Source organism: Pedobacter sp. AK013 (assembly GCF_014205835.1).
Lineage (GTDB): Bacteria > Bacteroidota > Bacteroidia > Sphingobacteriales > Sphingobacteriaceae > Pedobacter.
The window spans coordinates 65766-91422 of sequence record NZ_JACHCQ010000001.1 but is presented as its reverse complement, the minus strand read 5'-3'; the positions used below and the strand labels follow the sequence as shown (position 1 = coordinate 91422).

17 protein-coding genes are annotated in these 25657 nt (G+C 39.9%); 15 read left to right on the top strand and 2 right to left on the bottom strand.

Annotated features, from left to right (window positions below):
• Window positions 1-231: 231 nt before the first annotated feature.
• The 8 genes from HDC90_RS00365 (at window position 232) to pgk (ending at window position 8438) form a co-directional block, all read left to right on the top strand.
• Window positions 232-624 (top strand): hypothetical protein, encoded by a 393-nt coding sequence (locus HDC90_RS00365; RefSeq protein WP_184462714.1) that lies wholly within the window; start codon window positions 232-234, stop codon window positions 622-624.
• Window positions 625-1022: 398 nt separating this feature from the next.
• A complete protein-coding gene (locus tag HDC90_RS00360) occupies window positions 1023-1406 on the top strand; it encodes a hypothetical protein (protein WP_184462712.1) in 384 nt (127 codons plus the stop codon).
• A 437-nt stretch (window positions 1407-1843) separates the two neighbouring features.
• Window positions 1844-2284, top strand: coding sequence for a hypothetical protein (locus tag HDC90_RS00355; protein ID WP_184462710.1), 441 nt, complete (start codon window positions 1844-1846; stop codon window positions 2282-2284).
• 107 nt (window positions 2285-2391) lie between these two features.
• On the top strand, window positions 2392-3132 hold the full coding sequence (locus HDC90_RS00350; RefSeq protein WP_184462708.1) for a glycosyltransferase family 2 protein: 741 nt from the start codon (window positions 2392-2394) through the stop codon (window positions 3130-3132).
• Between the two features lie 219 nt (window positions 3133-3351).
• The gene (locus HDC90_RS00345) at window positions 3352-4389 is read left to right on the top strand and encodes an MraY family glycosyltransferase (protein WP_184462706.1); all 1038 of its coding nucleotides are present in this window, start codon (window positions 3352-3354) and stop codon (window positions 4387-4389) included.
• Window positions 4390-4984: 595 nt separating this feature from the next.
• The gene (gene gap, locus HDC90_RS00340; protein ID WP_184462704.1) at window positions 4985-5980 is read left to right on the top strand and encodes a type I glyceraldehyde-3-phosphate dehydrogenase; all 996 of its coding nucleotides are present in this window, start codon (window positions 4985-4987) and stop codon (window positions 5978-5980) included.
• A gap of 820 nt (window positions 5981-6800) precedes the next feature.
• Complete coding sequence (locus tag HDC90_RS00335; protein ID WP_184462702.1) at window positions 6801-7238, top strand: GNAT family N-acetyltransferase; 438 nt, start codon at window positions 6801-6803, stop codon at window positions 7236-7238.
• Window positions 7239-7244: 6 nt separating this feature from the next.
• The gene (gene pgk / locus HDC90_RS00330) at window positions 7245-8438 is read left to right on the top strand and encodes a phosphoglycerate kinase (protein ID WP_184462700.1); all 1194 of its coding nucleotides are present in this window, start codon (window positions 7245-7247) and stop codon (window positions 8436-8438) included.
• A gap of 77 nt (window positions 8439-8515) precedes the next feature.
• Here the strand turns inward: pgk and HDC90_RS00325 are convergent, their stop codons facing one another.
• Window positions 8516-10405 carry a mechanosensitive ion channel family protein gene (locus tag HDC90_RS00325; protein WP_221451761.1) on the bottom strand — a complete coding sequence of 630 codons (1890 nt, stop codon included), beginning with the start codon at window positions 10403-10405 and terminating at the stop codon, window positions 8516-8518.
• Between the two features lie 280 nt (window positions 10406-10685).
• Here HDC90_RS00325 and HDC90_RS00320 point away from each other — a divergent pair, with 280 nt between their 5' ends.
• A complete protein-coding gene (locus HDC90_RS00320) occupies window positions 10686-11660 on the top strand; it encodes a DUF1080 domain-containing protein (RefSeq protein WP_184462698.1) in 975 nt (324 codons plus the stop codon).
• A 48-nt stretch (window positions 11661-11708) separates the two neighbouring features.
• On the opposite strand, the gene HDC90_RS00315 is transcribed toward HDC90_RS00320, so the two are convergent.
• The gene (locus HDC90_RS00315; protein WP_184462696.1) at window positions 11709-13277 is read right to left on the bottom strand and encodes a PepSY domain-containing protein; all 1569 of its coding nucleotides are present in this window, start codon (window positions 13275-13277) and stop codon (window positions 11709-11711) included.
• 315 nt (window positions 13278-13592) lie between these two features.
• Between HDC90_RS00315 and HDC90_RS00310 the strand changes: the two genes are divergently transcribed.
• From HDC90_RS00310 to HDC90_RS00285, 6 genes are all read left to right on the top strand, one after another.
• Entirely contained in the window at window positions 13593-14168 is a 576-nt protein-coding gene (locus HDC90_RS00310) for an RNA polymerase sigma factor (RefSeq protein WP_184462694.1), read from the top strand.
• A 384-nt stretch (window positions 14169-14552) separates the two neighbouring features.
• The gene (locus HDC90_RS00305) at window positions 14553-15710 is read left to right on the top strand and encodes a FecR family protein (protein WP_184462692.1); all 1158 of its coding nucleotides are present in this window, start codon (window positions 14553-14555) and stop codon (window positions 15708-15710) included.
• A 202-nt stretch (window positions 15711-15912) separates the two neighbouring features.
• Entirely contained in the window at window positions 15913-19296 is a 3384-nt protein-coding gene (locus HDC90_RS00300; RefSeq protein ID WP_184462690.1) for a TonB-dependent receptor, read from the top strand.
• A 10-nt stretch (window positions 19297-19306) separates the two neighbouring features.
• Entirely contained in the window at window positions 19307-20908 is a 1602-nt protein-coding gene (locus HDC90_RS00295; RefSeq protein ID WP_184462688.1) for a RagB/SusD family nutrient uptake outer membrane protein, read from the top strand.
• A 2-nt stretch (window positions 20909-20910) separates the two neighbouring features.
• Complete coding sequence (locus HDC90_RS00290; RefSeq protein ID WP_184462686.1) at window positions 20911-22944, top strand: hypothetical protein; 2034 nt, start codon at window positions 20911-20913, stop codon at window positions 22942-22944.
• Between the two features lie 29 nt (window positions 22945-22973).
• On the top strand, window positions 22974-24965 hold the full coding sequence (locus HDC90_RS00285) for an FAD-dependent oxidoreductase (RefSeq protein ID WP_221451760.1): 1992 nt from the start codon (window positions 22974-22976) through the stop codon (window positions 24963-24965).
• Window positions 24966-25657 lie beyond the last annotated feature (692 nt).

Sequence of the window (25657 nt, the reverse complement as noted above, 5' to 3'; positions counted from 1 at the left end):
GATGAATATATTCCATTTTTGATGTTACTACTAATCGGCTTAGGATTTGTTACTTTAAAAAATAGCAAATCGGTATACTTGAATTTTTCTAAATATTGATGTGCTTGACTGTGTATGCTCATTATTAAGTAGGTGAAACTCTTTTTTTTGTATGATTATGTAGCTTAATAAGTAGATTAAAGCAATGATTTTGTAGTTTTGCGTTGCGGAAGCCTTCCCGCCGCCATTTTTATGAATAAGTTATTTACCTTATTAATAATTATCGTTCTCTTGCCTTTTTCGTCTAAAGCATTTACAGGATGTTATGTGCCCGATGGCAGTGTATATCGCGTTTTTCCGGATGTTCCTGTTCCAGGATTCTCAAATTTTATTGTTTTAAATCCATCCGATTGTGCTCAAAGTGCATATCGTACCTCTACATATGTAAGAAGGTCTGAGATTATTTTTACCGGTGCAGTGGGTTCATGTACTGCTATCTCTACTCAAGGGCAAACAGTCTCATATCCTGCCACCTATCTTTGCCCCTTAGATACTGAAGTTTGGTTGCTAATTTTTATTTCCGGTTGTCTTGGATGTTTTGTTCTGAAGACGAAATTGTCTTTTAATTCAAGAGCTGCAGTCTAACCTGTTCATTTTGTTCATGACAATTGTCAACAATAGTTGAACGGACTTTTCATGTAAAAATCATAAGCCAAAATGGATTCAATTTATCATATCTGCTTTTTAAGCCGCGTAAAAGCATTTTAAATTTTGGAAAGTTTGATTTTGATCAATAAAACTGCCTTTACGATACTCCTCAGCCCAGTCTACATCTTCGTCATAGAAAAAACAAAATCAACGAGCCATCTTAAATAGCATTATTTATTTTACGATTTTTGCGAAAAATGTAGTTTTTGTACTACGTTTTTTAGTGAAAAAAGTTTAAAATTTAGATGAATATAAATGTTGCTAGGGTGCTAATCCTATTCTGTTTTTCCTTATTTGTAAATACAGCATTTTGTGCGAATAAAAGAGGGTGTCTATTGAACGATAACATATATAATGTTCAGCTTGCTGACGTTGGAATATATAGAAATCCATATTACACTCAATATTATGAAAATTTTTCATCTAGCGTAGAACCAGTAAAAGATTCAGAGGTTGCGTATTACCAAGATCCATCGAAATGTTATATGTGGGGCTATAAGCAAGATTTGCGGGTAACAGATGCACAAAAAAATGGCTGTATAATTAATGGAAACGAGAGTTTAGGCATTGGTCGGCCGCTAGAGTATGAATTAATTAATTATTGTAATCTCCCTTTGGATGACTATAATGGATTGATTATCGTTTTCTCCAGTATTATTGGTGTCGGTTTTCTGCGTAAGAATTTATTTAATCCTACTGAAGAATCAACTGCTATTTAATTTTAATTAGAGAAATCTGTGCATTATTTGATTTTTAAGTGATTAGTCTCTGGTAATATTATTATGTTTAGTACTATGGGAATGGCTATTTACAATGGTGATGTTAGCCAACTTGTAAGAGTTTACAGATCCAGTTAGTGACTGAAGAATTACTGCGACCTATAGTATTAGAGGGCACTACAGCAGTTATATTCATAGCGATTCTTCATACTTCCTGATTTTATTCCAATTATCCATGTTCAAGCCTACTAAATAATTAGCTCCCTGCACTAATATTGGTTCTGATAAGTGTTTCATTTTTTGATGGTCGTTAAATAAAAACCGATTTGGTCTTTCTCATTTATACAAAATAGTATAACCAATTGAAAATACTTGAGGTAATGATTGAACAAAACGAACAACTGTTTTATTAGTCTATCCTGTTAATTTTGATCAGGATGAAAAAGATATTTCTGTATATTTTTATTGTTTTAATATTCGATTTCACTAGGAGCTACGCACAGTCGGGATGCCTGATTCCAGCAAACAATACTGTTTATACCGTTCAAGATAATCAAGGTATTATTAACGCGGTTTTGGCTATTGTTTTTGGCGGCAATCCTGTCTATCAAGCCAACCCTAACGAACCAAGCATATCAACCTGTATCGCAAATTCACAGAAAGTTTGGGTGGCAACAGCTCAAAATTGTACAGTTTGTCCCTTAGGGTATAGTTTTAATATACTTGGTGTTGTAACTGGATGTCAAACAACTACTTATGTTGGAAATGTTGCGAATGCAACAATTGTTCAATGTAACATAGACGATCACACGTGGATTTTTGGTGCTGCTGCGGGCCTTTTTGGAATATTCATCATTCGAAAAAGGAATAAACCGTAAATTTCTGTTTTCAATTAAATTAACCTGCTTAGATTAATGTGTTATTGTTTTATATTTACGGCCTGCTTCAATTCCTAACTGAAAAATTAGGGAAGCTCATGCTGTAAATGAAAATATCCCTCATCACAGTCGTTTACAATGGAGAAACATTTTTACAGGAATGTTTCAATTCGGTAATTGCCCAAACTTATACTGATATAGAGTACATTGTAATTGATGGAGGATCAACAGACAGAACCTTGAGTATTATTCAAGAAAACCGATCTGCCATCGATTATTTTGTTTCAGAAAAAGATAATGGTTTGTACGATGCTATTAATAAGGGAATTGAAAGGGCAACAGGAGAGGTGATCGGGATTTTAAATGCAGATGACCTATTTGCGCACCCTGATGTGCTGGCATCGGTAGCTAAAACTTTTATCGATCGACCGGAAATAAATGGCGTTTATGGTGATCTCAATTATATACATCCTACATCACATAAAATTATCAGGAAATGGAAATCACGGCAAAACACCTTTCGGGATCTTAAAAATGGCTGGATGCCGGCACATCCCACGCTGTACCTGAAAAGATCGTTGTTTGAAAAAAACGGTGCCTATGCCTTAGATCTGGGTACTGCCGCTGACTATGAATTAATATTACGTTATTTTTATACCCATAAAATGGAAGCGTCTTATTTACCTGTTTTAATGGTGAATATGCGCACAGGGGGGCTAAGTAATCAATCTCTGATGAGTAGGGTTTCTGCCTTTGTTAATGATTATAAAGCCTTAAAAAGAAACAATATACCATATCCAATTTTTGTAGTGATCAGGAAAAAGCTGAGTAAACTCAGCCAGTTTTAGCGTTGTTAATCAGTTTTTTAGTGATATTTATTGGATATCGACCTAACATCTGGAATGTTTTTTGTCTGTTTAGTGCTACTTAAGTCGATTATTTTGATAAATGTCATGTTAAACTTTTTACATCGCAATTTTGTTTATCTTAGTATAATTATATTTGCTTGCAAGTCCCTATAAGTTTTGCTAAAAGATATTCTGAATACCCATCCAAACTATTTCTGCATGGCCATATTTGTTTTGGCCTTTTCCATTGTGGTGATCAGTATTCCCAGTATAATTTATACTTCCTTAAAATACGGTCTTTTTGATAAGAACGATCTGTACCGTAAAAATCATAAGCGTAATATTTCACGTTTAGGTGGCTTGGCCATAGTAGGTAGTTTTACCGTAAGTATCTTGCTTTTTTCTTCCATTATTAATTTTAAAGAAGCTAATTTTTTAATTGCATCGTGTATCATTCTTTCAGCACTTGGTCTAAAAGATGACGTTTACGGTACCAATACCAGTACAAAATTTATTTTACAGATCGTTGTGGCCTTTATCCTGGTTTTTTTCGGTGCTTTCCGTTTAACAAGTTTGTATGGGGTACTGGGTATAGGAGATATGGCACCTTTATGGGGAAGTCTTTTCTCAATTGCATTGATTATTTTCCTGAACAATGCATTTAATTTAATAGATGGCATAGATGGATTGGCAGGTGGGATAGGTGCACTATCGAGCCTGGCTTTCGGTATTTTGTTTTCTTTAATGGGGCAGGTACCCTATGCATTTATTGCCTTCGCCCTGGCAGGTGCCATTGCTGGCTTTTTAAAGTATAATTGGTTTCCGGCTAAAATATTTATGGGCGATACGGGTGCACTGATTATCGGGCTTATCGCTGCCGCGCTAGCGATTAAATTTATAGAGCTCAATAAGTTTACCGGTGAAAATAAACCTGCTTTTTATTCTGCTCCGGCAATAGCGGTAGCCATACTGATTGTGCCTATATTCGACTCTTTAAGGGTGTTTACCATCCGCATTTTAAAGGGCCGCTCTCCCTTTAAAGGAGATCGTAACCATATTCATCACCGTTTAGAACGTTTAAACTTTAAGCCCAGTTTAATCGTAATTTCTACTGCCGGGTTTAATCTGGCTACAGTAGCTGCCACCATTTTCCTTCAGCATCTTGGAAATTTTGTGCTGATTTTGCTCATTATTGGACTCTGTATTGTGTTTAATACCCTGCTTACCTTAAGCCTGCTTAAAAGGAAAGGCAGGTAAACTTTTAATGGTAGCAGTTGCCTCTGCACACTCCAGAAATTAATTTACTTTTTTGTAAAGCAAATGCAGCGGCTATCAGTTCCCTTCCAGGTTAGAAGTACCTAGCCCCGGGCACCGCGGCGTCCCTAATGTTATTAAGTTAAGCATAAGGGTTGTCAGTCTGAGCTTGTCGAAGACCTTTACTAGTCGAAAACAAAAAAAACATTTGTCTTTCGACAGGTTCAGTATGACAATGCTTTTTTGTTTTCTGCTTAACTTGATAACATTGAGCAGACATTTCTGACGCAGCGTAAGGATATAGCTAAGAACGGGAGCAGGCATTAATAGTTGAAAAGACTTTGCGCCTCTAAAAAAGAACTTTATTGATTATGCTGGTGACTTTGACCACAGTATCCAGAATATTTTAATAACATGAAATATGAAAGTTCCCGAAATAAATTCAGCATAACCATCGCCTCAGGCAAAGAATTAAAATAGATTTTACAACAAAAATATAACGTTTCAATAAGCTTTCATCATCTCTTTTCCATCTTATATAATCAGGTCATTGCTTTGATAAATTAATACTAATTTTGCGCTCTAATTTTTTAATACGATGAGGCTGGCAATAAATGGTTTTGGTAGAATAGGAAGAACATTTTTACGCTTAGCATTGGCTGAGGGATTTGAAGTGGTGGCCATTAACGACTTGGCAGATGCCAAAACGATGGCTCATTTATTTAAGTACGATACGGTTCATGGTGTTTTCGCAGGGAGTGTTTCTGCAAAACCAGATGCACTGGTGATTGATGCGCTTTCGATTCCGGTTTTTGCAATTACAGCAGCTGATGAGTTGCCCTGGTCGGCATTGCACGTTGATTTAGTTATTGATTGTACAGGTAAAAACCTAACCAGGGAAGCAGCCGAAAAACACATTACCTCGGGTGCAAAACAGGTGCTTATTTCTGCTCCCGCAGCCGATGATATTCCTATGGTGGTTTTAGGGGTAAACGAAGATCATATTGATTTAACTAGTGCCATACTATCGAATGCGAGTTGTACAACCAATAATATTGCCCCAATGATTAAGATTTTGAACGATAACTGGGGTGTTGAGGAAGGTTATATTACCACTATACACTCTATGACGGGTGATCAGAACCTGCATGATGCTAACCATAAAGATTTACGCAGGGCAAGGGCAGCCTCATCATCCATTATTCCAACTACAACGGGGGCTGCAAAAGCCATTACCCATATTTTTCCAGAACTGGATGGCCGTTTAGGTGGAGCAGGAATCAGGGTTCCGGTTTTAAACGGATCTTTAACCGATTTTACCTGTCTGTTAAAAAAGAAAACCACCATCAAAGAAATTAATACTGCCTTTAAACGCGCCGCAGATCATGAGTTGAAAGGCTTGGTACAATACACCGAAGACCCGATTGTGTCAATTGATATTATTGATAACCCGCATTCCTGCATATTCGATTCGCTATTGACTTCTATTGTAGGCGATATGGTTAAAGTGGTAGGCTGGTATGATAACGAATATGGTTACAGCAGCCGTTTAATCGATGTGGTAAGGAAAATTGATCGGCTTGGTAAAAGCTGATATTTTCCTCCTTTGTTGAATCTTAGTGCCCAATACATTTGCATAGGCAGAAATAGGGTGCTTTAAAATAAATATGGTGTTTTTTGCAGCGCAGCGTCTGTACAGTTATTAAAGTTTGTTCCTGTTCTTCGCTATAATCCTTACGCTGCGCTTCAGGGATGCCGCTTCGCCCAGGGCTAGGTAATTCTTATCTACCAGGGAACCAATACCAAGCAGTCCATTTTTATTCGTTAATATACACCCTGGTTTGGTTCTGCAGCTACAGGCCTTGGTTAAATAAACCTTATTGTAGCGGCTATCCTTTTTGCCCCACTAACCCACAATATGCTGCTAACCATCGCAAAAAGATAGGAGCGGAAAGAAGGACTGCTGTAACCTATGGGCACTACATGTGTTTTACAAAAAATAGATTAATTTCTGAAGCGCAGCGCCTGTACAGTTGTTAAAGTTTGTTCCTGTTCTTCGCTATCCTTACGCTGCGCTTCAGGGATGCCACTTCGCCCAGGGCTAGGCACTTCTTATCTACCAGGGAACCAATACCAAGCTGTCTATTGTTATGTAGTTGATATACTGTGTTTTGTTGTATAGCTACAAACTTTGGTTAAATAAAACTTATTGTAGCGGGCGTAACTGACCGGCACTACACTTGCTTTTCTTGAAAATGGCACATTCTGTATTTGTTTTGATCGTCATCAATCGGAGCTAAATGTTGAAAATTGTGGCCGATATTATTATTGGGTTTCAATTGCTTTATTAACTTTGCAAACGTTTGCGGTGCATCCTATAGCAATGTCTTTAGATATAAGCTAACGATAAAAATATGGTCAAATTTATTCTTCCGGAAGAAGTACTGCCTTTAAGAAGCCTGGTTTTACGTAATGGCAAACCATTCGAGGCATGTGTTTTTGAAGGCGATCTTGCCTACGATACCTTTCACTTGGGTTTTTTAAAAGATGGAGAAATAAAATCAATTGCTAGTTTTATGCGGAACGACTTTTTTCAGCAAGAGGGGGAGGGCTATCAGCTTAGAGGAATGGCTACACACCCTGATGCCGTTGGAAATGGTTATGGTGCAGCATTGGTTACTTTTGCCATCGAATACTTAAAAGAATATAAAACCGATTATTTATGGTGTAATGCCCGCTCAACAGCGGCAGCTTTTTACAAGAAAATCGGCTTCACTACCGAATCGCCTGAATTTGATATCCCTGGCATCGGTTTCCATTACGAAATGAAATTAAACTTAAATCAAAAATAATTAAACATGAACACCATTGACCAGTTTGACTTTAAAGATAAAAAAGCATTAATCAGGGTAGATTTTAACGTACCATTGGATGACGAATTTAAAATTACAGATGATAAAAGAATCAGAGCTGCTTTACCAACCATTTCTAAGATTTTAAAAGATGGCGGAGCTGTTATTTTAATGTCGCACCTGGGCCGCCCGAAAGATGGGCCAACAGATAAATATTCTTTAAAACACATCTTATCTGATTTATCTGCTCTTGTTGGTGTTGAAGTTAAGTTTGCTGACGATTGTATTGGCGAAAGTGCCGTAAAACAGGCCGCTGATTTAAAATCAGGTGAAGTTTTATTGTTAGAAAACCTTCGTTTTTACAAAGAAGAAGAAAAGGGTGATGTGGCCTTTGCAGAGAAATTATCAAAATTAGGTGATGTTTATGTAAACGATGCCTTTGGTACAGCCCACCGTGCACATGCTTCTACTTCAATTATTGCCCAGTTTTTCCCAAATGCAAAATACTTTGGTTATTTAATGGCCGCTGAAGTAGAAAATGCAGAGAAAATTTTAAACCACGCAGAAAGACCTTTTACCGCAATTATGGGTGGTGCTAAAGTATCCGATAAGATTCTTCTGATCGAGAAATTGTTAGATAAGGTAGATAACCTGATTATTGGTGGTGGTATGGCATACACTTTTGCTAAGGCACAAGGTGGAGAAATCGGTACCTCGTTATTAGAAGCTGATAAACAAGAACTTTCTTTAGAACTGATTGAAAAAGCAAAAGCAAAAGGCGTAAACCTGATTTTACCTGTGGATACAGTAATTGCTGATAAATTTGCAAATGATGCAGCTAAAAAGGATGTAGATTCAGGTCATATTCCTGCAGATTGGATGGGACTGGATATCGGCCCGAAATCAGTTGCATTATTTCAGGATATCATTAAAAACTCTAAAACTTTATTGTGGAATGGTCCAATGGGCGTTTTCGAAATGGAAAGTTTCCAGGTAGGTACTAAAGCTGTTGCAGAAGCAGTTGTTGCAGCTACTAAAGATAATGGTGCATTCTCATTAATCGGTGGTGGCGACTCGGCTGCGGCGATAGCCAAATTTGGTATGGAAGATGAGGTAAGTTATGTTTCTACTGGTGGTGGTGCTTTACTCGAATATATGGAAGGCAAAGAGTTGCCAGGTGTTAAAGCCATTAACGGATAATCAGTGATTGAATTGACAAGAATGCCTCTCGACTGAAATTGAGAGGCATTTTTATTTGATCAATAACTTTATGAAGTTTAACGATCTGAGCTTTTCCCGTTATCTTTTCCCATTTTATTTTCTGTGCGGAAAGCGGGGGCTTTATAATCTTTAGGAAGATAGTCTTCTGGAATAGCAGTTGCATTGCCATCTCTGATTGCCTTGTAGTGTGGCGACATAATTTCTACGCCAGCCTGGTTAAACTGATCCTGGATATTGGCATGTAATCCCGAATAAATAAGCGCCTGTTTGTTTGCCGATTTGGTGAAGGCATTGAGGCGGTAACTTACATAATAATCGTCGAGGCTGGTTTGTAGCACATAAGGTTCTGGTTCGGCTTCAATGAGATCGGTAGCGCGTGCCGCATCGATGAGTAGCTGGTGTACCTGCCTCCACGGCACGTCATATCCTATCGTTACGGTAGTGTTAACGATGAGTCCCTTTTCGGCAGCCTCTATACTGAAGTTTACCGTATGATTGTTCATTACTGTGGAGTTTGGGATAGATACGATCTCATTCTGAATCGTGCGTACCCTTGTTACCAGTAGGGTTTTTTCCGTAATATCCCCTGTTACATCACCAATTTTTACCCGATCGCCTATTTTAAAGGCACGCATATAAGTTAACACCAGTCCGGCTACAACATTGCCCAATGCCCCTGCAGATCCAAAGGTGAACAGTACACCCATAAATACGGATACGCCCTTAAAAACACCAGAGTCGGAGCCCGGTAGGTAGGGAAAGATTACAATCAGCATAAAAGCCAGAATCAGTACCCTGATAATCTGATAGGTGGGGTTAGCCCAATCCTTGTAAAAGCCCGGAATGGTAAGTTTTCCACGTTCAATTTCCGTTTTGATAAAGCGAACCAAACGGAGTACATAACGAAACACGACCAGCAATACAAGTATAGTCATGAGGTCGGGGATATAATTCCATATTGATAATCCGATTTTCTTTAAAGGGCTGAGAATATAGCTCAGCAGGTTAACCGAAAGATCACGTGTAAAAGGGAAAATGCCAAATAATACAGGGAAAGCGAGATAAATTACTAAAATGATAACTCCGTAACGGATAACTTTTAATATAATGGTAATGGCATTCTGTTGATGTGCAGCATCTAATAACTCGTAATTTTTTATCCTGATTCCCTCTTTGAGGCGACCATCTACCGAAATAATTTTTTTAGACAGTTTTTTGAAAAGTGTATTAATCAGGTAGATGAGAAGTATAACTACAGCAACGACCAGTAGGGTTAGGAGGATCTCTTCAAGGATAACCTGCCAGCTGTTATCCTTTCTGTACTGTTCGAGTGCTGTTAATATTTTTTTCTTGATACTTTCGGTATAACCTTTACGGTCTTTTTTCGCCCAGAGGGCATCCTGATCGGTGATAGACAATAGCAGACTGCTGCCATATAGCAAGTCTGTAGATTGTTCTGCCGTGCTAATCTTGAGCGAGTCTGCCGAATATCCAGGAGTATCACCAATCCGCTCAAGCCTTTCGGTAACTGCCCGGGCACGGTCATTGGCGCTAAAACTTCCCAATTTGGCATAGATATAATAGAGTGTATCAGAACCGAAGACTACAGGAGCGCCCTTGACGATAGTTCGAAGAGAATCAATCTGATGACGTTGACTGGATAGATGTATCGAATCCCTTTTCTTAAGAGAAGAAAGTTCTGCTATCAGCGATTCTCTTTGCGATTTGTCTGCTGCGCCGAGTATGCTCACGCGTCTTTCAAGCTCCGACCTTTTAAGCGAGTCGGAAAACCGTTCTGCAGATAGTTGGTTAACCCGGTCAAGATCGCTTTCCAATCTTTTTATGGCCGCGCTATCGGGCTTTTTATTTGTACTGTCCTGCCTGGCAATACAACTAAAAATCGAAACACAAAAGAAGAAAGTAAGGAAGGTTAAAAATCTGATCATATTTTCGAAGGCTTTACCTAAAGTAATAAAATTAAATTATAACCGAACAAACCGTTTTAGTTGATTCTGCCATTTAAAATGTAATCATTTGGATTTTACGCCACAATCAGTTTTTTATATTCAAGATTGTCTAATTATTTAATGCGGCAGCTTTGTAATGGCACGGTATCGCGGATTTAATAATAGGTGTTTGCGCCTAAAATAAATAAGTCCTACCTTAGGTTCTAGCCGGCAATGGCTTTAGTATAAATGTAAAACACTTAATAAATTAATTATATTGATGAGAAAAAAAATCTTTTTGTTTGGTCTGGGTTACCTGCTCCTCTCAGGTTTGCCTCAAAAAACATTTGCTGCAACAATAGCCATATCTGATAACATCAAACTTGCTATTGAGCCTGCTGCATTGATTGGCCGTTGGGACATTACAGTTGATGTAAACGGAAAATTGGCACCGGCGTGGTTGGAAGTAAAGCTATCAGGTTATAAAACTTTAGTGGGGTACTTTGTATCTACCGCAGGTAGCGCACGCCCGGTATCGGAAGTAAAATTTGCTGATGGCAAGTTTAAATTTGAAATCCCGCCACAATGGGAAAGTGGTACATCGAATCTGGTTATCGATGGCACGGTGAGCGATGCAGGCATTCAGGGGATAATGACTGATTGCAATGGTAAACAATATAGCTGGAAAGGTGTTAAAGCACCCTACCTTAAAAGAACTGCTGCACCAGCATGGGGTAAGCCTATCAATTTATTCAATGGTAAAGATCTATCGGGGTGGAAAGCCAACGGACCAAACCAATGGATAGTGAAAAATGGTATTTTAACCAGTCCAAAAGCAGGTTCAAATCTCATTACTGAACAGAAATACAATGATTTTAAGCTCCATGTCGAATTCAGGTATTCAAAAGGCGGAAATAGCGGTGTTTACTTAAGAGGCCGTTATGAAGTGCAGATTGAAGACAGCAAAAAAGATGCGCATCCTAACAGCGTATTGTTTGGTGGGGTTTATGGATTTTTAGCTCCCAATGAAATGGCTACTCTTGGTCCTGGCGAATGGCAAAGTTACGACATCACCCTTGTTGGTCGTTTGGTAACCGTTGTAGCTAATGGGAAAACCATCATTAGTAACCAGGAAATTCCGGGAATTACCGGGGGAGCACTAGATAGCAATGAGGGTGAACCTGGCCCTATTTATTTACAGGGAGATCATGAACCGATTGAATACAGAAAAATAGTGATTACACCGGCGAAATAATTGCATTGATAAGGAGGGTGTATTGTAAATAATTTCTGGTATCGAATTTTAAAAAACCGCTAAACCGGTATTCAGTAATACCATATAAACAGCCAGGTAACAAACAAAAAATGCAGTCGACAAGGCAAAATAGCGCGTTACCCTATGACTTCCCCTTTTAAAAGGAAGCAGGAAAAGGATATTGAATATTTCTGACAACAATGCGCATATAAAATTCAGGCACACCATCACACAGCTAAATGCCATTACAAAAATGGCTGGCTGTATGATAATTCCAGAGGGTAGGCCATAAAGAGCCCCCATCATAAAACTGATCGGAATAATAATTAAAACGTATTTCAAGCCCAATTTAAACTGGATGAGGAAATATCTGCCCAATTTTGGAAGTTGCGTTTTGATCTTTGCTGGCTTTGGTTCTTTTTCAACTTTAGGAATTTCTGATACCTCATCCAAAGCTGCCTCGTTTGTTTTTCGTTTACCTTTCTTTTGTTTTTTATAACGCGGCCACCAGATAATAAAGCCGGTAATGAAGAGTGCCAGTGGTATTAAACCTGCAATAATAGCGATTACCTGGGTGGGTCTGCCTCCAAAACTACCATAGTGGATGGGCGTTAACCAACTGAGGTAGGCGTTACCAACATTAGGGAAGTCTTTTCTGCTGTTCAATAACACTTGGGCGGTATACTGATCAATAATGAGCATTTCTCTTTTTCCAACTTTAGGCAGGTTTCCACTCACCATATCCAGACGATAAGCCCCTGTTTTGTCTGCTGGAAAAGCAATTCCGCCAATGTAACCGTTGGGCATTTTTTCTTTCGATGCGGCAACAATTTCTTTAAGTGGAAGAGGAACTGCCTGTGCATGCCAGGCCGATTTTGCCCCTAGCAATTTTGCAACTCCTTGCGGCGATTTCCCGCTAAGTACGAATAACAGCGGAATAACAAGCGTAGAAAAAGTAATAGAAAAACCGGTAAGACTTAGTATTGCCACAATGGGAGAAGAGTAAAAACCGAGTGAATTGTGCCAATCGTAATTTTGCCGTTTAAATGATCCGCTAAACCTTACCGTAAGTACCGATTTTAACTGTTTCCATTTTTTTGGAAGCCATAAGCGTAAACCGGAAATGGTTAAAATTAAAAGGCAAAGTGATGCTAAGCCGCAAATATAACGGCCTGCAACAGGGATGAGCAGCGTACGATGCAGTTCAGTAACGATATGGATAAATGAACTGGTGTGTATTCTTTTACCACCTATTTTTCCGGTATATGGATTGATAAAGGTTTCTTCGCCAGTTTTTAAGTTCATCACGCTGTAAGCTTCATTAGGATTTTTGAAGTTATTCAGCATCAGGTAGTCTATTTTTAGCTTAGGATAATTCTTTTTAACGAGTGGTACAATCTCCTCAACGGGCATCTTTTGTTTGTGCGCAATTACCTCGAACAGATTCGGGTTCAGTGCGCGATCGATCTCATCCTGAAAAACCAGGATACTACCTGTAACGCCTACAAAGGCTACAATTGCTCCGGCAATAATACCCAGATAAAGATGCCATTTGCCAAACCACCTTTTTTGATGTTTTGCCCAATTTAAACTTTTACGATTGTGTTCTGATTTCATTCTTGAACGTAGCATCTCCGTTATGCAACATGTTTTTTTACACCTACAAAGAAATCGTTTTAAATGTTTTTATCCAAATTATTTTTAATGAGTCTAAATAAGTTTTTAATATGGGCTGGTTAATGAGAATAGTGATTAGCAGGAAAATAACGTGTTCAAAACATAGCCGTACGTAATTGGTGCCATTTAAAAGTACTTTCTGGCTAAAATATAGTGGGAGTTTAGGTTAATTCTTGTAAAATAATTCAGACGATTTATAGTATAGTGGGAAAAAATATCTAAAATTGATTGATACAATTTGATAACCAGGTATTAATGAGCGAAGCCCGTGATTTTAGTGATGCCGAATTAACTGAACTGCTTAGAAAAGGAGACCGGGGTGCTTTTACCATTATTTATAATAGCTATTGGAAATTACTTTTCCAAACTGCGCACCGCATTCTCAATAATGCTATCGCTGCGGAAGACATTGTACAGGATATTTTTGTGAGTTTATGGAACCGGAAAAATGAGGCGGTTATCCTCAATCTTAAAGCCTACCTACAACAAGCTACACGTTTTGCTGTGTATGAGGCCATAAGGCAAAAGAAACATGATAGTAACTTTTACAACCGTTTGGCCTTGATAACCGCTGACATCATTACCGATAATCCACTGCTGTTTAAAGAACAGCAGGAATTACTCTCAGAGATTATAAACGCTCTTCCTGAAGACTGTAAGGAGAGCTTCCGACTAAGCAGGGAAGAGGGTATGACCTACAAACAGATTGCTGCTGTGTTAGGCATTTCAGAAAAAACAGTAGAAAAACGCATTACAAAGTCGCTAAAGCATATCCGTAAGGGTTTATCTTTAAGTGGGTGTTTATCTGTGCTCACCACCGTATTTTTCTAATAACCCGAGTTCGATTAGTCATTTTTAACTGCTTAAATTAACCCCATCGTCATACTGAACTTGTTTTACAAGTAGAATTAAGTATTACCCCGATTTAAGAATGGTTTCATATATAGGTTCCTTTTTATCGGGATTAAGCAAAGGCCGAAGCCGCATAAGCATTGCTTTCCTTAAAAAAAATCAAAGCGGTATTAACAACCTATTTGCTCTAAGTGGTCAAAAAACATTAGCAGATTACTCCATTTCGTTGCCGATTTAGATTAATGACACTGGTTTTGCCAGAAGAAACGGACCTAATGTTGTTATTTCTATAATCTGAAAAAAATATTTTCATTTAACCGTAGGGTATAGGTATCATTTTTACACTAGTAATAAAATGGTATCATGGAAAGACAGCGCTATTTAAATTTGTTGGAAAAATATCTTGCGGGTAAATCAACCTGGAATGAAGAGGTACTATTGGATGAGTATTACAAAAGACTGGAGGCAAAGTCTGATGTGAGCTTATCCGATGAGCAGGAACATGCCCTGGAAGCCTCAATCCTGGAAAAGATCAACTCCAGGATTAATATGCCTGAAGAGCAACCCAAACCGATACTAAAACGTTCTTACCGGATATGGTATGCTGCAGCATCTATACTGATTATGATTGCTGTTGGCAGTTTTTTTATCACGGGAGATAAAAAGACCGAGATAGTAAAACAGGTACCAAGCGCTGCAAAACAAGACATCAGGCCAGGATCGAACAAAGCTGTGCTGACCTTAAGTAGCGGAGAGCAGATTGTGCTGACAGATCCGCACGCGGGGGTTTTGGCCAAAGAAGGTGCTGCAAAAATTATCAAAAAAGAAAATGGCGAGCTGGTGTACAACCTTGAGGATAAAGCCTCAGGACAAAGCGCTAAACCCATTTACAATACCATAACCGTTCCTAGAGGCGGGCAATACCAACTTGTTTTATCCGATGGCAGTAAGGTTCTGTTAAATGCAGCCTCTTCGCTTACCTATCCAGCCGAATTCAATGGTAGGTACAGAAATGTAGCGCTTAAAGGCGAGGGTTATTTTGAGGTTGCCAAAAATACATCCAGGCCGTTCATTGTAAAAGCTAATGATGTTGAGGTACGTGTTCTGGGTACCCACTTTAATATTTCTGCTTACGGGGATGATGCCGATATTACCACCACTTTGATAGAAGGGGCTGTTAGCATGAATAAGGGCAAACAGACCAAACTTCTTGCACCTGGCCAACAAGGCATTTCACCTTATACCAACAGCGAAATTTCGGTCCAGCGCGCCAATATCGAACAAGCGATGGGCTGGGTAAAGGGCAACTTTGTATTTAAAGATCTGAACATCAAAGAAGTGATGAAAATAGCCGGCAGATGGTACGATATCGAAGTAGAATACCGGGGTAACGTACAATCGAAAAAATTTGGCGGAACAACCTCCAGGTTCAGCAATATCACTGAACTGCTGGATTATATGAAAATTACGGGGGGGGTAAATTATAAAATAGAAGGAAGGAGGGTTATTCTGATGAACTAATACACACAGTTTAAAGGAATAACGAAGCCGGAAGTGTACCACCACTCCCGGCTATACAGCCGATAAGACTGTAGTTAGGTATTCCTATATGATCACTTTCTATTAACCAAATATTCAAAAACCTAACAACCAAATGTATAAAAATTCTACTGCAATTAGATGCGGGAGGCATTCCTATATTCATTCCAAAATATTGCTGATTATGAGATTATCTTATTTTTTATGTCTGCTCTCTTTTATGCAGGTTAGTGCGGCTAGCCTTGCGCAAAAGATAAGTCTGGATAAAAAAAATGCTTCTATAAAGGAAACACTTGAGGATATCCGCCGCCAAAGTGGGTACAGTATTTTTTATGATGTAGACCTGCTTGCAAATGCCAGGGAAATTAATGTCCGCATAAAAGATGCCACCCTGACCGAAGCTTTGGACAAGTGTTTTTTTAATCAGCCGTTTAGTTATAAGATAGATAAAAAGGCAATTTTGATCACGCCAAAAAAACTGTCTTCCGTGGCTACCAGGCTAATTTCGATAACGGGCAAAATCAAAGACGAAGATAACCAGCCGCTGTATGGGGCAACGGTGAGGGTAAAAGACTCGCAAACAATAGCGCTTAGCGATAAAGATGGCAATTACAAAATTGCCATTACAGGACCAAGTGCCGTGCTGGTTTTTTCCATGATCGGATTCGAAACGCTACAGATTCTTGTAGAATCAAAAACGGTAATAAACGTAACACTAAAGGCCCAGAACACGGGACTGAACGACGTGGTTATTGTTGGATACGGCGCAGTAAAAAGAACAGATCTTACCGGATCGGTAGCCGAAGTAAATATGAGCGATTTCAATAAAGCATCAGTCAAATCCTTCGATGAGGCCCTGGCCGGAAGAGTTGCCGGCGTTAGCGTTTCGGGAAACGATGGACAGCCCGGTTCGGTCAACAATATTGTGATCAGGGGATACGGATCTATCACCCAAGATAACTCGCCGTTATACGTAGTGGATGGCTTTCCGATGGAAGACGGGATGAACAACTCCATCAATCCTGCTGATATTGAATCCATCAATGTACTTAAGGATGCTTCTTCAACCGCCATATACGGCGCAAGGGGTGCAAATGGGGTAATCATTATCACCACAAAGAAAGGAAAGATCGGCCTGCCCATAATTAACTTTAACGCTTACTACGGGGTACAGAATGTTGCAAAAAAAATGGATCTTTTAAGCCCTTATGAATTTGTGAAATACCAGTTGGAACTCAATCCCACCATAGCACCAACAACATATCTAAGTGGCGGGAAAACTTTAGAATCTTACCGGGATGTTCAGGGGATCGATCTGCAGGATTATATCTATCAGACTGCTCCGATGCAGAACTACTCCCTTTCACTCAGAGGTGGGAGCGATAAAACCAGGTATGCCGTTTCCGGAAATATATTCGATCAGAAGGGCATTGTAATCAATTCTGGCTTTACGCGTTACCAGGGGCGAATGAACCTGGATCAGACCATTAATAAAAACCTGAAAGCAAGTGTAAATGTCAATTATAGCAATAGCCGCTCTTCTGGAGTAAGCCCATCAGAACCTGGATCAAATACTTCATATAGCAACAATCTTTTTTATGCCGTTTGGGGATATCGCCCGGTTACCGGCGGTGATAATGATTCGGGTTTGCTGGATGAACTGATAGATCCGGCTCTCTCGGGAAATCTTTTTGGCGATTACCGGGTAAACCCAGTGATTTCCACACAAAACCAGATACAGAATACCATTACCGATAATCTGATTGCGAATGCTTTTTTAGATTATACCATATTGCCCGGCCTTAGCCTACGGATATCAGGCGGTATTACACGCAATAATGTAAAACTGGAAGGCTTTTATAATTCGAAGACCAGCAGGGGAAGTATCTACAACACCTTTGGGGTTAACGGCTCTATTTATACCGTTCCGACAAACTCATGGCTGAACGAAAATACGTTAACCTACAAAAAATCGTTCAAAGGCGGGCATAATTTCAATGCAATGGGAGGATACACAATGCAGGCACTCAATTCCGGTCGTTATGGTTTCAGCGCAACGCAAGTACCTAACGAATCATTGGGACTTGATGGGCTCGATCAATCATCATTGCTCTCTTCGGTATCTCAGAGTTCGAGATGGGGCCTATCTTCATTTCTGGCCAGGGTTAATTACGATTACAAATCAAGATACCTGTTAACCGCATCAATCCGTGCAGACGGATCTTCTAAGTTTGCCCCGGGCCACCGTTGGGGAACATTCCCGTCGGGCTCTTTTGCCTGGAATATGGCTAAAGAAGACTTCCTGTCAAACCTCCAATTCATCTCTGAATCAAAGCTGCGGATCAGCTATGGTTTAACGGGAAATAACCGGATAGGAGACTTTAGTTACCTCTCGCAAATTCTTCTTGGGCCACTCCCGGCTTATTCCTACAACAATGGTGCGGCCTCAACAGGCGCTCAGCTATCATCTTTGGGAAACCCCGATCTGAAATGGGAAACTACCGCCCAAACCAATATTGGTTACGATCTAAGCCTGTTCAATAACCGAATAAACTTTACCGTTGATGCCTATAGAAAAACAACCAGGGATCTTTTATTGCTGGCCAACCTTCCCTATACGCTCGGAATCGGTTCAGCCTATAAAAATGTAGGAAAAGTGAAAAACGAAGGACTGGAACTCTCGCTCAATACGGTAAATATCAACACTAAATATTTTACCTGGAAAACAGGGTTCAATATCAGTTTCAACAGAAACAAAGTGCTGGAACTGGCTGAGAATCAAAAGGAGATCTTGAGCCCGGTCTTTTTTGATTTTTCTTATAACTCACTGTTTGCCTATACTGCGCAGGTAGGTAAGCCCATTGCCCAGATGAGGGGCTATGAGTGGGATGGTGTTTATCAATACAGTGATTTTGACCAGCCCACGGCAGGTACCTACGTATTAAAGAGTACCGTGCCAACTAATGGTACGGCAAGGGCAAATATTAAACCCGGCGACATTAAATATAAAGATCTGAACGGTGATTTAGTGGTGAATGCTGATGATATTACAACCATTGGTAGGGGCATTCCTATTCATACCGGCGGTTTTGTAAACGATTTTAGGTACAAAGGTTTCGATCTGAATGTTTTTTTTCAATGGTCTTATGGCAACGATCTGATCAACGCCAACCGTTTGGTATTTGAAGGTAACGGAAAAAATACCCTCACTTTAAACCAGTTTGCGGCCTGGAGCGACCGTTGGCAGCCAGATAATCCTTCAAATACGCTTTTTAGAACGGGAGGGCAGGGGCCTTTTGCCTATTCGAGCAGGATTATAGAAGATGGTTCTTACTTAAGGCTTAAAACGGTAACCCTGGGCTATAGCTTGAGTGAGCAGTTTACCAAACGCTTAAAAATAAAATCGCTCCGTGTATTTGCCTCTGCGCAGAATCTCATCACCTGGACAAACTATTCGGGTCCCGATCCGGAAGTCTCTATCCGCAATTCGGCCCTGACCCCAGGTTTTGATTATTCTGCCTACCCACGCCCAAGAACATTAACTTTTGGATTAAACCTCGTTTTTTAATTTATAGATGATGAAGAAGATATTTTTTATACTGGCCCTGGTATTACTGGTAAGCAGTTCTTGCCAAAAAATACTCAACACCAAACCAACAGATTTTATTACCCCCGAATCTTTTTATGCCACTGCTGCAGATCTGCAGATTGCCCTCAACGGCGTTTATTCTCAGCTGATAGATGCCGATTGTTATGGTAATAACTACCTTTATATGTTCAATACCAATACAGATGAATCTTATGGTTTCACCGTCGATCTGGTAACTTCCTATCAGTATGTACCTACTGATGCGAAGGTAAACTTGCTCTGGAACAGCAGTTATATTGGGATCGAACGTGCCAATATGTTATTGGCCAATATCAACAAACCTGTAATGGATGAAACCAAAAGGGGCATTATCAAAGGTGAGGCACTGTTTTTAAGAGCTTATTTTTATTTCCTGCTGGTGAGTAACTATGGCGATGTACCCCTAAAACTCAATCCAACTTCATCAGTAAAAGATGTAGATCTGGCCAGAACACCTGCTAAGGATGTATACGATCAGATTGTTAAAGATATGACCACTGCAGAATCACTTCTTCAAACCCAAACGGCTACTTCATTAGGCTATGGTGGCAAAGTAACAAAAACAGCCGTAGAAGGAATATTGGCAAGAGTATGTTTGTATATGGCAGGTTTTCCACTGAATCAGACCGCTAAATATCAGGAAGCACTGTATTGGGCAAAAAAGGTAATCGACTCTAAAGAACATGCGCTCAATCCAGATTACAGCCAGATCTTTTTAAACTATGCCACCAATAAGTACGACGTGAAGGAAAGCATCTGGGAGCTGGAATTTTTCCGCGATAATAACGGTTTCGCAAATAAAGGAGGAACCTATGCGGGCCGCTTCTGCGGTATCCGCTGTAACGATGTTTCGGTGGGCTATAGCACTGGCAGTATTGTGGCCACAAGGAAACTTTTCGACCTCTACCAGATTAATCCGGCCAGCACCACTACACCTAATAAAGCATCATTTGACCTGCGTAGGGACTGGAACTGTGCAAATTATACCTGGGGAACTGCGACAGTTGCGAAAAAAACAGCTGTAACCAATGTATGGTTAATGTGTGCAGGAAAATGGAGAAGGGAATATGAAGAGGTTATACCGAAAAATTCAAATTATACCCCTCAAAATTTTCCGATGCTGCGGTATAGCGATGTGCTGCTGATGTTTGCCGAAGCTGAAAATGAAGTGAATGGGCCAACCGCACTTGCTTACGATGCAATTAACCAGGTAAGAAGAAGGGCCTACGGCCTGTTGTTGCCAAGCCCTCCATCGCCTGCGGTAAATGCTGCGTTAACTCCGGGACTTAATAAAACACAGTTTTTGGATGCCATTAAACTGGAGCGCTCGAGAGAGCTTTGCTTTGAGGCATTAAGAAGGCCTGATCTGATCCGCTGGGGCAATTTTATAAGCGATATGAAAGCTTTCCTGGCTTATGCTATCGCCAATGGTGGCAACAATACCACCATCACTACAGCTTCGAGGGTAATTACAGACAGAAACCTGCTGTTGCCGATCCCAAGTTATGATCTTTCTTTAAACAAACTTTTAACACAGAATCCTGGATATTAATAATGAAGGTAAATTACACTAGGGGTAGAAAGATGGTTCTTTCTATCTCCCTATTTCTGATAGGCTGTTTATTGGCCCCTTTCCCGCTTTTTGCACAACAAGCTTCTATTACAATTGAACAAAAGGTAGTTGGTAATATTTTTTATCAAAGCGATCAAAAGGAATTTGTGATCCATGTAGCTGCCGACTCTGTTGAATGGGATTGTTATAATTTTTGGGGCCAAAAAGTACTTTCTGGTAAAAAGGCAGTCGCGGCAGATACAGCGTTGCTAAATGTTGAACCCGGTAAACTTGGCTGGTTTAAACTTTTAATTAGGTCTAAGCAGAATAGTGCAGTTACTGGGTCAAAAGAGACCTCTTTTGCTATTGTTTCCAATTTTGACCTGAGCACCGTTAGTCAATCTGCTTTTACCGGGCAAACACATGCCTGGCAATCAACCGATACCCTCATTCCAATTGCAAGGAAAATGGGCGTAAAGTACGTGCGTGATGCCATACGCTGGGATGCGGTAGAAAAACAGAAACAGGTATATACCTTTGGTGCCAAGGAAGACAATTTTATTGCCCAGCTTGCTGCAAACAACCTTAAACCTTATCTGGTCTGTGCCTTATACAATCCGCTTTACGATAACGGCAAGGCGCCTGTAAGTGCAGAAGCTAAGCTGGCATTTGCCAATTACGTAAAACAGTTGCTAACGAAATACCCCAGCATTGAAAATGTAGAAATCTGGAATGAACCCGATATTGCTACGTTTTCGCAGGGGTTAACTACAGAAGATCAGAAAACTACTTTTTATTATAACCTCTTAAAAGCCTCTTACGATGAGGTTCATCCTTCTTTTCCAAATGTGAAAATTGTAGGTATGGTAGTGAGCGATCTGGCAACAGAGAGCTTTTTAAACAAGATTTTACAGAAAGGTGCACTCAGTTCAATGAACGAATACGCTTTCCATTCCTATATACCTGTTTCGGAAGCCATTGTTACTGATATCAATAAGCATAAAAATGTGATAAAAGCGCATAACAACAATAATCTGATTCCGATGAACCTTTCTGAAACGGGTTTTACAACTTTTACCTTTACCGAAAAGGAGCAGGCCAATAATGTACCAAGGAGGATTGTGACCGCTTTAGCAAACGGAGTGCAAAAAATCGGTATCTATAACTTGCAGAATAAATCAACAGTAAACGATTCTGAAGGGGCTTTCGGACTAATTAGGCATCCAGACGATACTTTAGGTGCCTATACTCCAAAACCAGGTTTTGCTACTTATGCAGCCTTAACTCGTCAATTATCGGGCGCAACTTTTGCCACAGAAGAGCAGATTTCGCCAGGGCTGATCAATGCTTATAAATTTACAAAGGGCAGCGAAGAAATAAGGGTAATGTATTCGCTTTCAGGTACGGGCGTGCGGCTTTTTACCGATGCAGCATCGCTCGAAGTTGTAGATATTATGGGAAACAGCACCATCTATAACGCAGTAAACGATACCGTTTCCATCACTTTGGATGCCAATCCAGTATATATTAAAGGGGTGTTGAAAGCGCCTTTTGCCGAGGAAAAAATCTTGCCTGCAACCGCTCCTTTTAGTTTAAAATACGGGTTTTATTTTGGTGGATATACCGAGGTGACCCAAGACAGTATCGCGGCTGCCAAATGGATTTCTGCCATTGCCGAAATTAAAGGCCATGATGGAAAAAGAACCAGGGTAGTGGCCAAACCTGCTGTGCAGAGCAAAGCTACCTGGAAGGCAGCCATTACCAAGGCCGGGCTCTATAACATTTCGGTTTATATTCCTGCCAATGCAGCACTAAATGCTTATTCTACCACAAAAGCAAAATACGCCATTTTTGCCGGTGGAACAGAAGTGGCTGCGGTAATTGTTGATCAATTTAAGGATCAGGGAAAATGGATTGACCTGGGCAGCTACCAGTTAACAAGGGGAACGAATAACTATGTTGAACTAACCGATACACTTCCGGCTCACGACCGTCCATTACGTGCCGATGCTTTAAAATTTACCTTAATACCTTAACTATGAAAAATATGATGCTTAAACGACTTATGATCGCTTTTATATACTTATTAATAAATATTTATCCTGCCCTTGCTCAAAACCTTGATTCCCATCGGGTTGATGTGTGTATTTATGGTGGAAATTCAGCAGGGGTAATTGCGGCCTATAGTGCTAAGAAGATGGGTAAAACCGTACTGTTAATCGAACCTGGTAAAAACCTTGGTGGCCTCTCTTCGGGCGGCCTCGGTTTTACTGATATCGGAAACAAATACGTGGTAACAGGCCTTTCGAAAGATTTTTACCGCAGGATAGGTACCCATTATGGCAAACTCGAACAGTGGGTGTTTGAGCCTCATGTGGCCGAAGATATCTTTAAAAGTTATATAGACCGTGCCAAGGTAGATGTGATTTACGGATACAGACTTTCTACAGTGGAAAAAGTAGGGAAATCTATTAAAACCATTACCATCGAACCATCTGCAGGTCAAGCGAAAAATAAAACAGTCAGCGCTAAGGTATTTATAGATTGCAGTTATGAAGGAGACCTGATGGCAAAAGCCGATGTTACTTATACTGTGGGACGCGAGGCGAATGTTAAATATAAGGAAACCTACAACGGTGTTCAATTACTGGAAGGTCATCAATTTCCAGATCATATCGATCCATACCGGATTAAAGGCGATGCTAGCAGTGGTTTACTTTGGGGAATCAATAAAGGCAATCTGATGCCGCGTGGTTCGGGCGACAGTAAAGTGCAGTCTTATAATTACAGGGTTTGTTTAACAGATGATCCTCAGAACCGTATGGCTATTACCAGGCCGCAGGGATATGACAGTACCCGCTACGAGCTGCTTTTGAGACTGATGGAAAAACAGAAAAACAGTTTAAGCCTCAACGATTATTTTATCTGGAGTGAGATGCCAAACCGCAAAACCGATATCAACAACAAAAATGGGTTTTCAACGGATATGATAGGCACCAATCATGGTTATCCTGATGGAAATTATGCCGCAAGAAAGAAATATATTGAGGATTTGACCTCGTATACTAAGGGATTGTTTTATTTTTTCGGACATGACCCGAGGGTACCGCAGGCACTCAGAAGCCAGATGCTGCAATGGGGGTATCCGAAAGACGAGTACAAGGACAATAAAAACTGGTCTCATCAGGCCTATATCAGAGAAGCGCGAAGAATGGTAAGCGATTATGTGATGACCGAGCACAACTGTACCGGAAAGGTTATAGTAACTGATGGAATTGCTTTAGCTGCATACAACATGGATTCTCACAATACTGATCGTTTGGTTGTCGATCATATGGTTAAAAATGAAGGAAATGTCGAAATTCCAGGCATTTCGCCTTACCCGATCAGTTATAAGGCCATCGTGCCCAGAGAGCAAGAGTGTGATAACCTGATCGTACCGGTTTGTTTGTCGGCCAGTCACATCGCCTATGGTTCCATCCGTATGGAACCTGTATTTATGGTGCTTTCGCAGGTTGCCGCAGTTGCAGCCAGCTTTTCGATAGATCAGGGCATAGCCGTACAGCAACTGGATTACAAAAAGATAAACGAAAGGCTCACAATTGATCCCTTACTGGATGGAAGTACACCAGATCTTATTATCGATAACCTTTCGCCAAAGGTTAAAATAGAGGGCAAATGGGATTTAAAACCCGGGCATATTTATGGCCCTAATGCACTTTTTTACAACAAAGAAGATAAGTTGCCGGCAAGCATCACCTTTAACGCAGATGGTTTAAAAGCCGGACAATATGAGATTTTTAGCTATTATCCCTTAACAGATAAAGGTTCGAATATTACCGCTATCGAGGTTTTTGATGGAGAAAATAGCCATAACCGCGATATTTTGAAAGCGGAGATCAAAGTGGTCGGTCAAACATCGGGCGAATGGGTTTCTTTGGGTAAATACAATATTAAAAATAATACTAAACCTTATGTACGGATTAGCAACCTTAAGGCTGATGGAGTTGTGGTTGCCGATGCCGTATTATTTAAACCTTTGTCAGATAAAAAATAAACAGGTTAAGTAGGGTACTGGCGCTATTTACTGATATGGGTAAAAAAAATATCTGAGGTTGTATCATAAATATAGATTTGTCTTCCTGAGCCTGTCGAAAGGCTGGTTTAAATACTTTTTATGGTGTTTCGACGGGCTCAACATGACAGCAGCTGAGGTGAAATTGTCTTTATGATACACCCTCTTCAAAGATCAAATGTTATTTTGGTCCAACAGCATTCAACCGATTAAAAGGGCTCAGGTTGTAGTGAAATTCCTTTTGCTGTCCATTCCTTTCACCTATGCTCTCAACAAGTACTTTACTTTTGGTTTATAATGTTCCAGTTGTAAATGATGTAAAAAGGATTTTACCTTATGTGTCCCTCTGCTAAATAGATCTGCTGTTCGGATATGCTCATCCTGAGCTACAACTTTAACTGTTCCTGGTTATACAACGCTTAGTGACCGTATTTTTTCTAAAAGAGATAAAATTTGGCCTTAAAGTGGGAGGTTCTCCCACATTTTAAATGCTATAATAACGTGCGTTTAGAGAAAAAACCAATCAGTATGGGTGGAATTGGGCGAGCGTGACACTTTTTGATATTTTATTTTAATAGGCTTATTACCAGTTATTAAGGCTTTTTGTCTTGTGCTTGTATACTTATTCTAAGTATATTGCTAGGCCATAATTGTAACAAAAACAATGTGGAAAA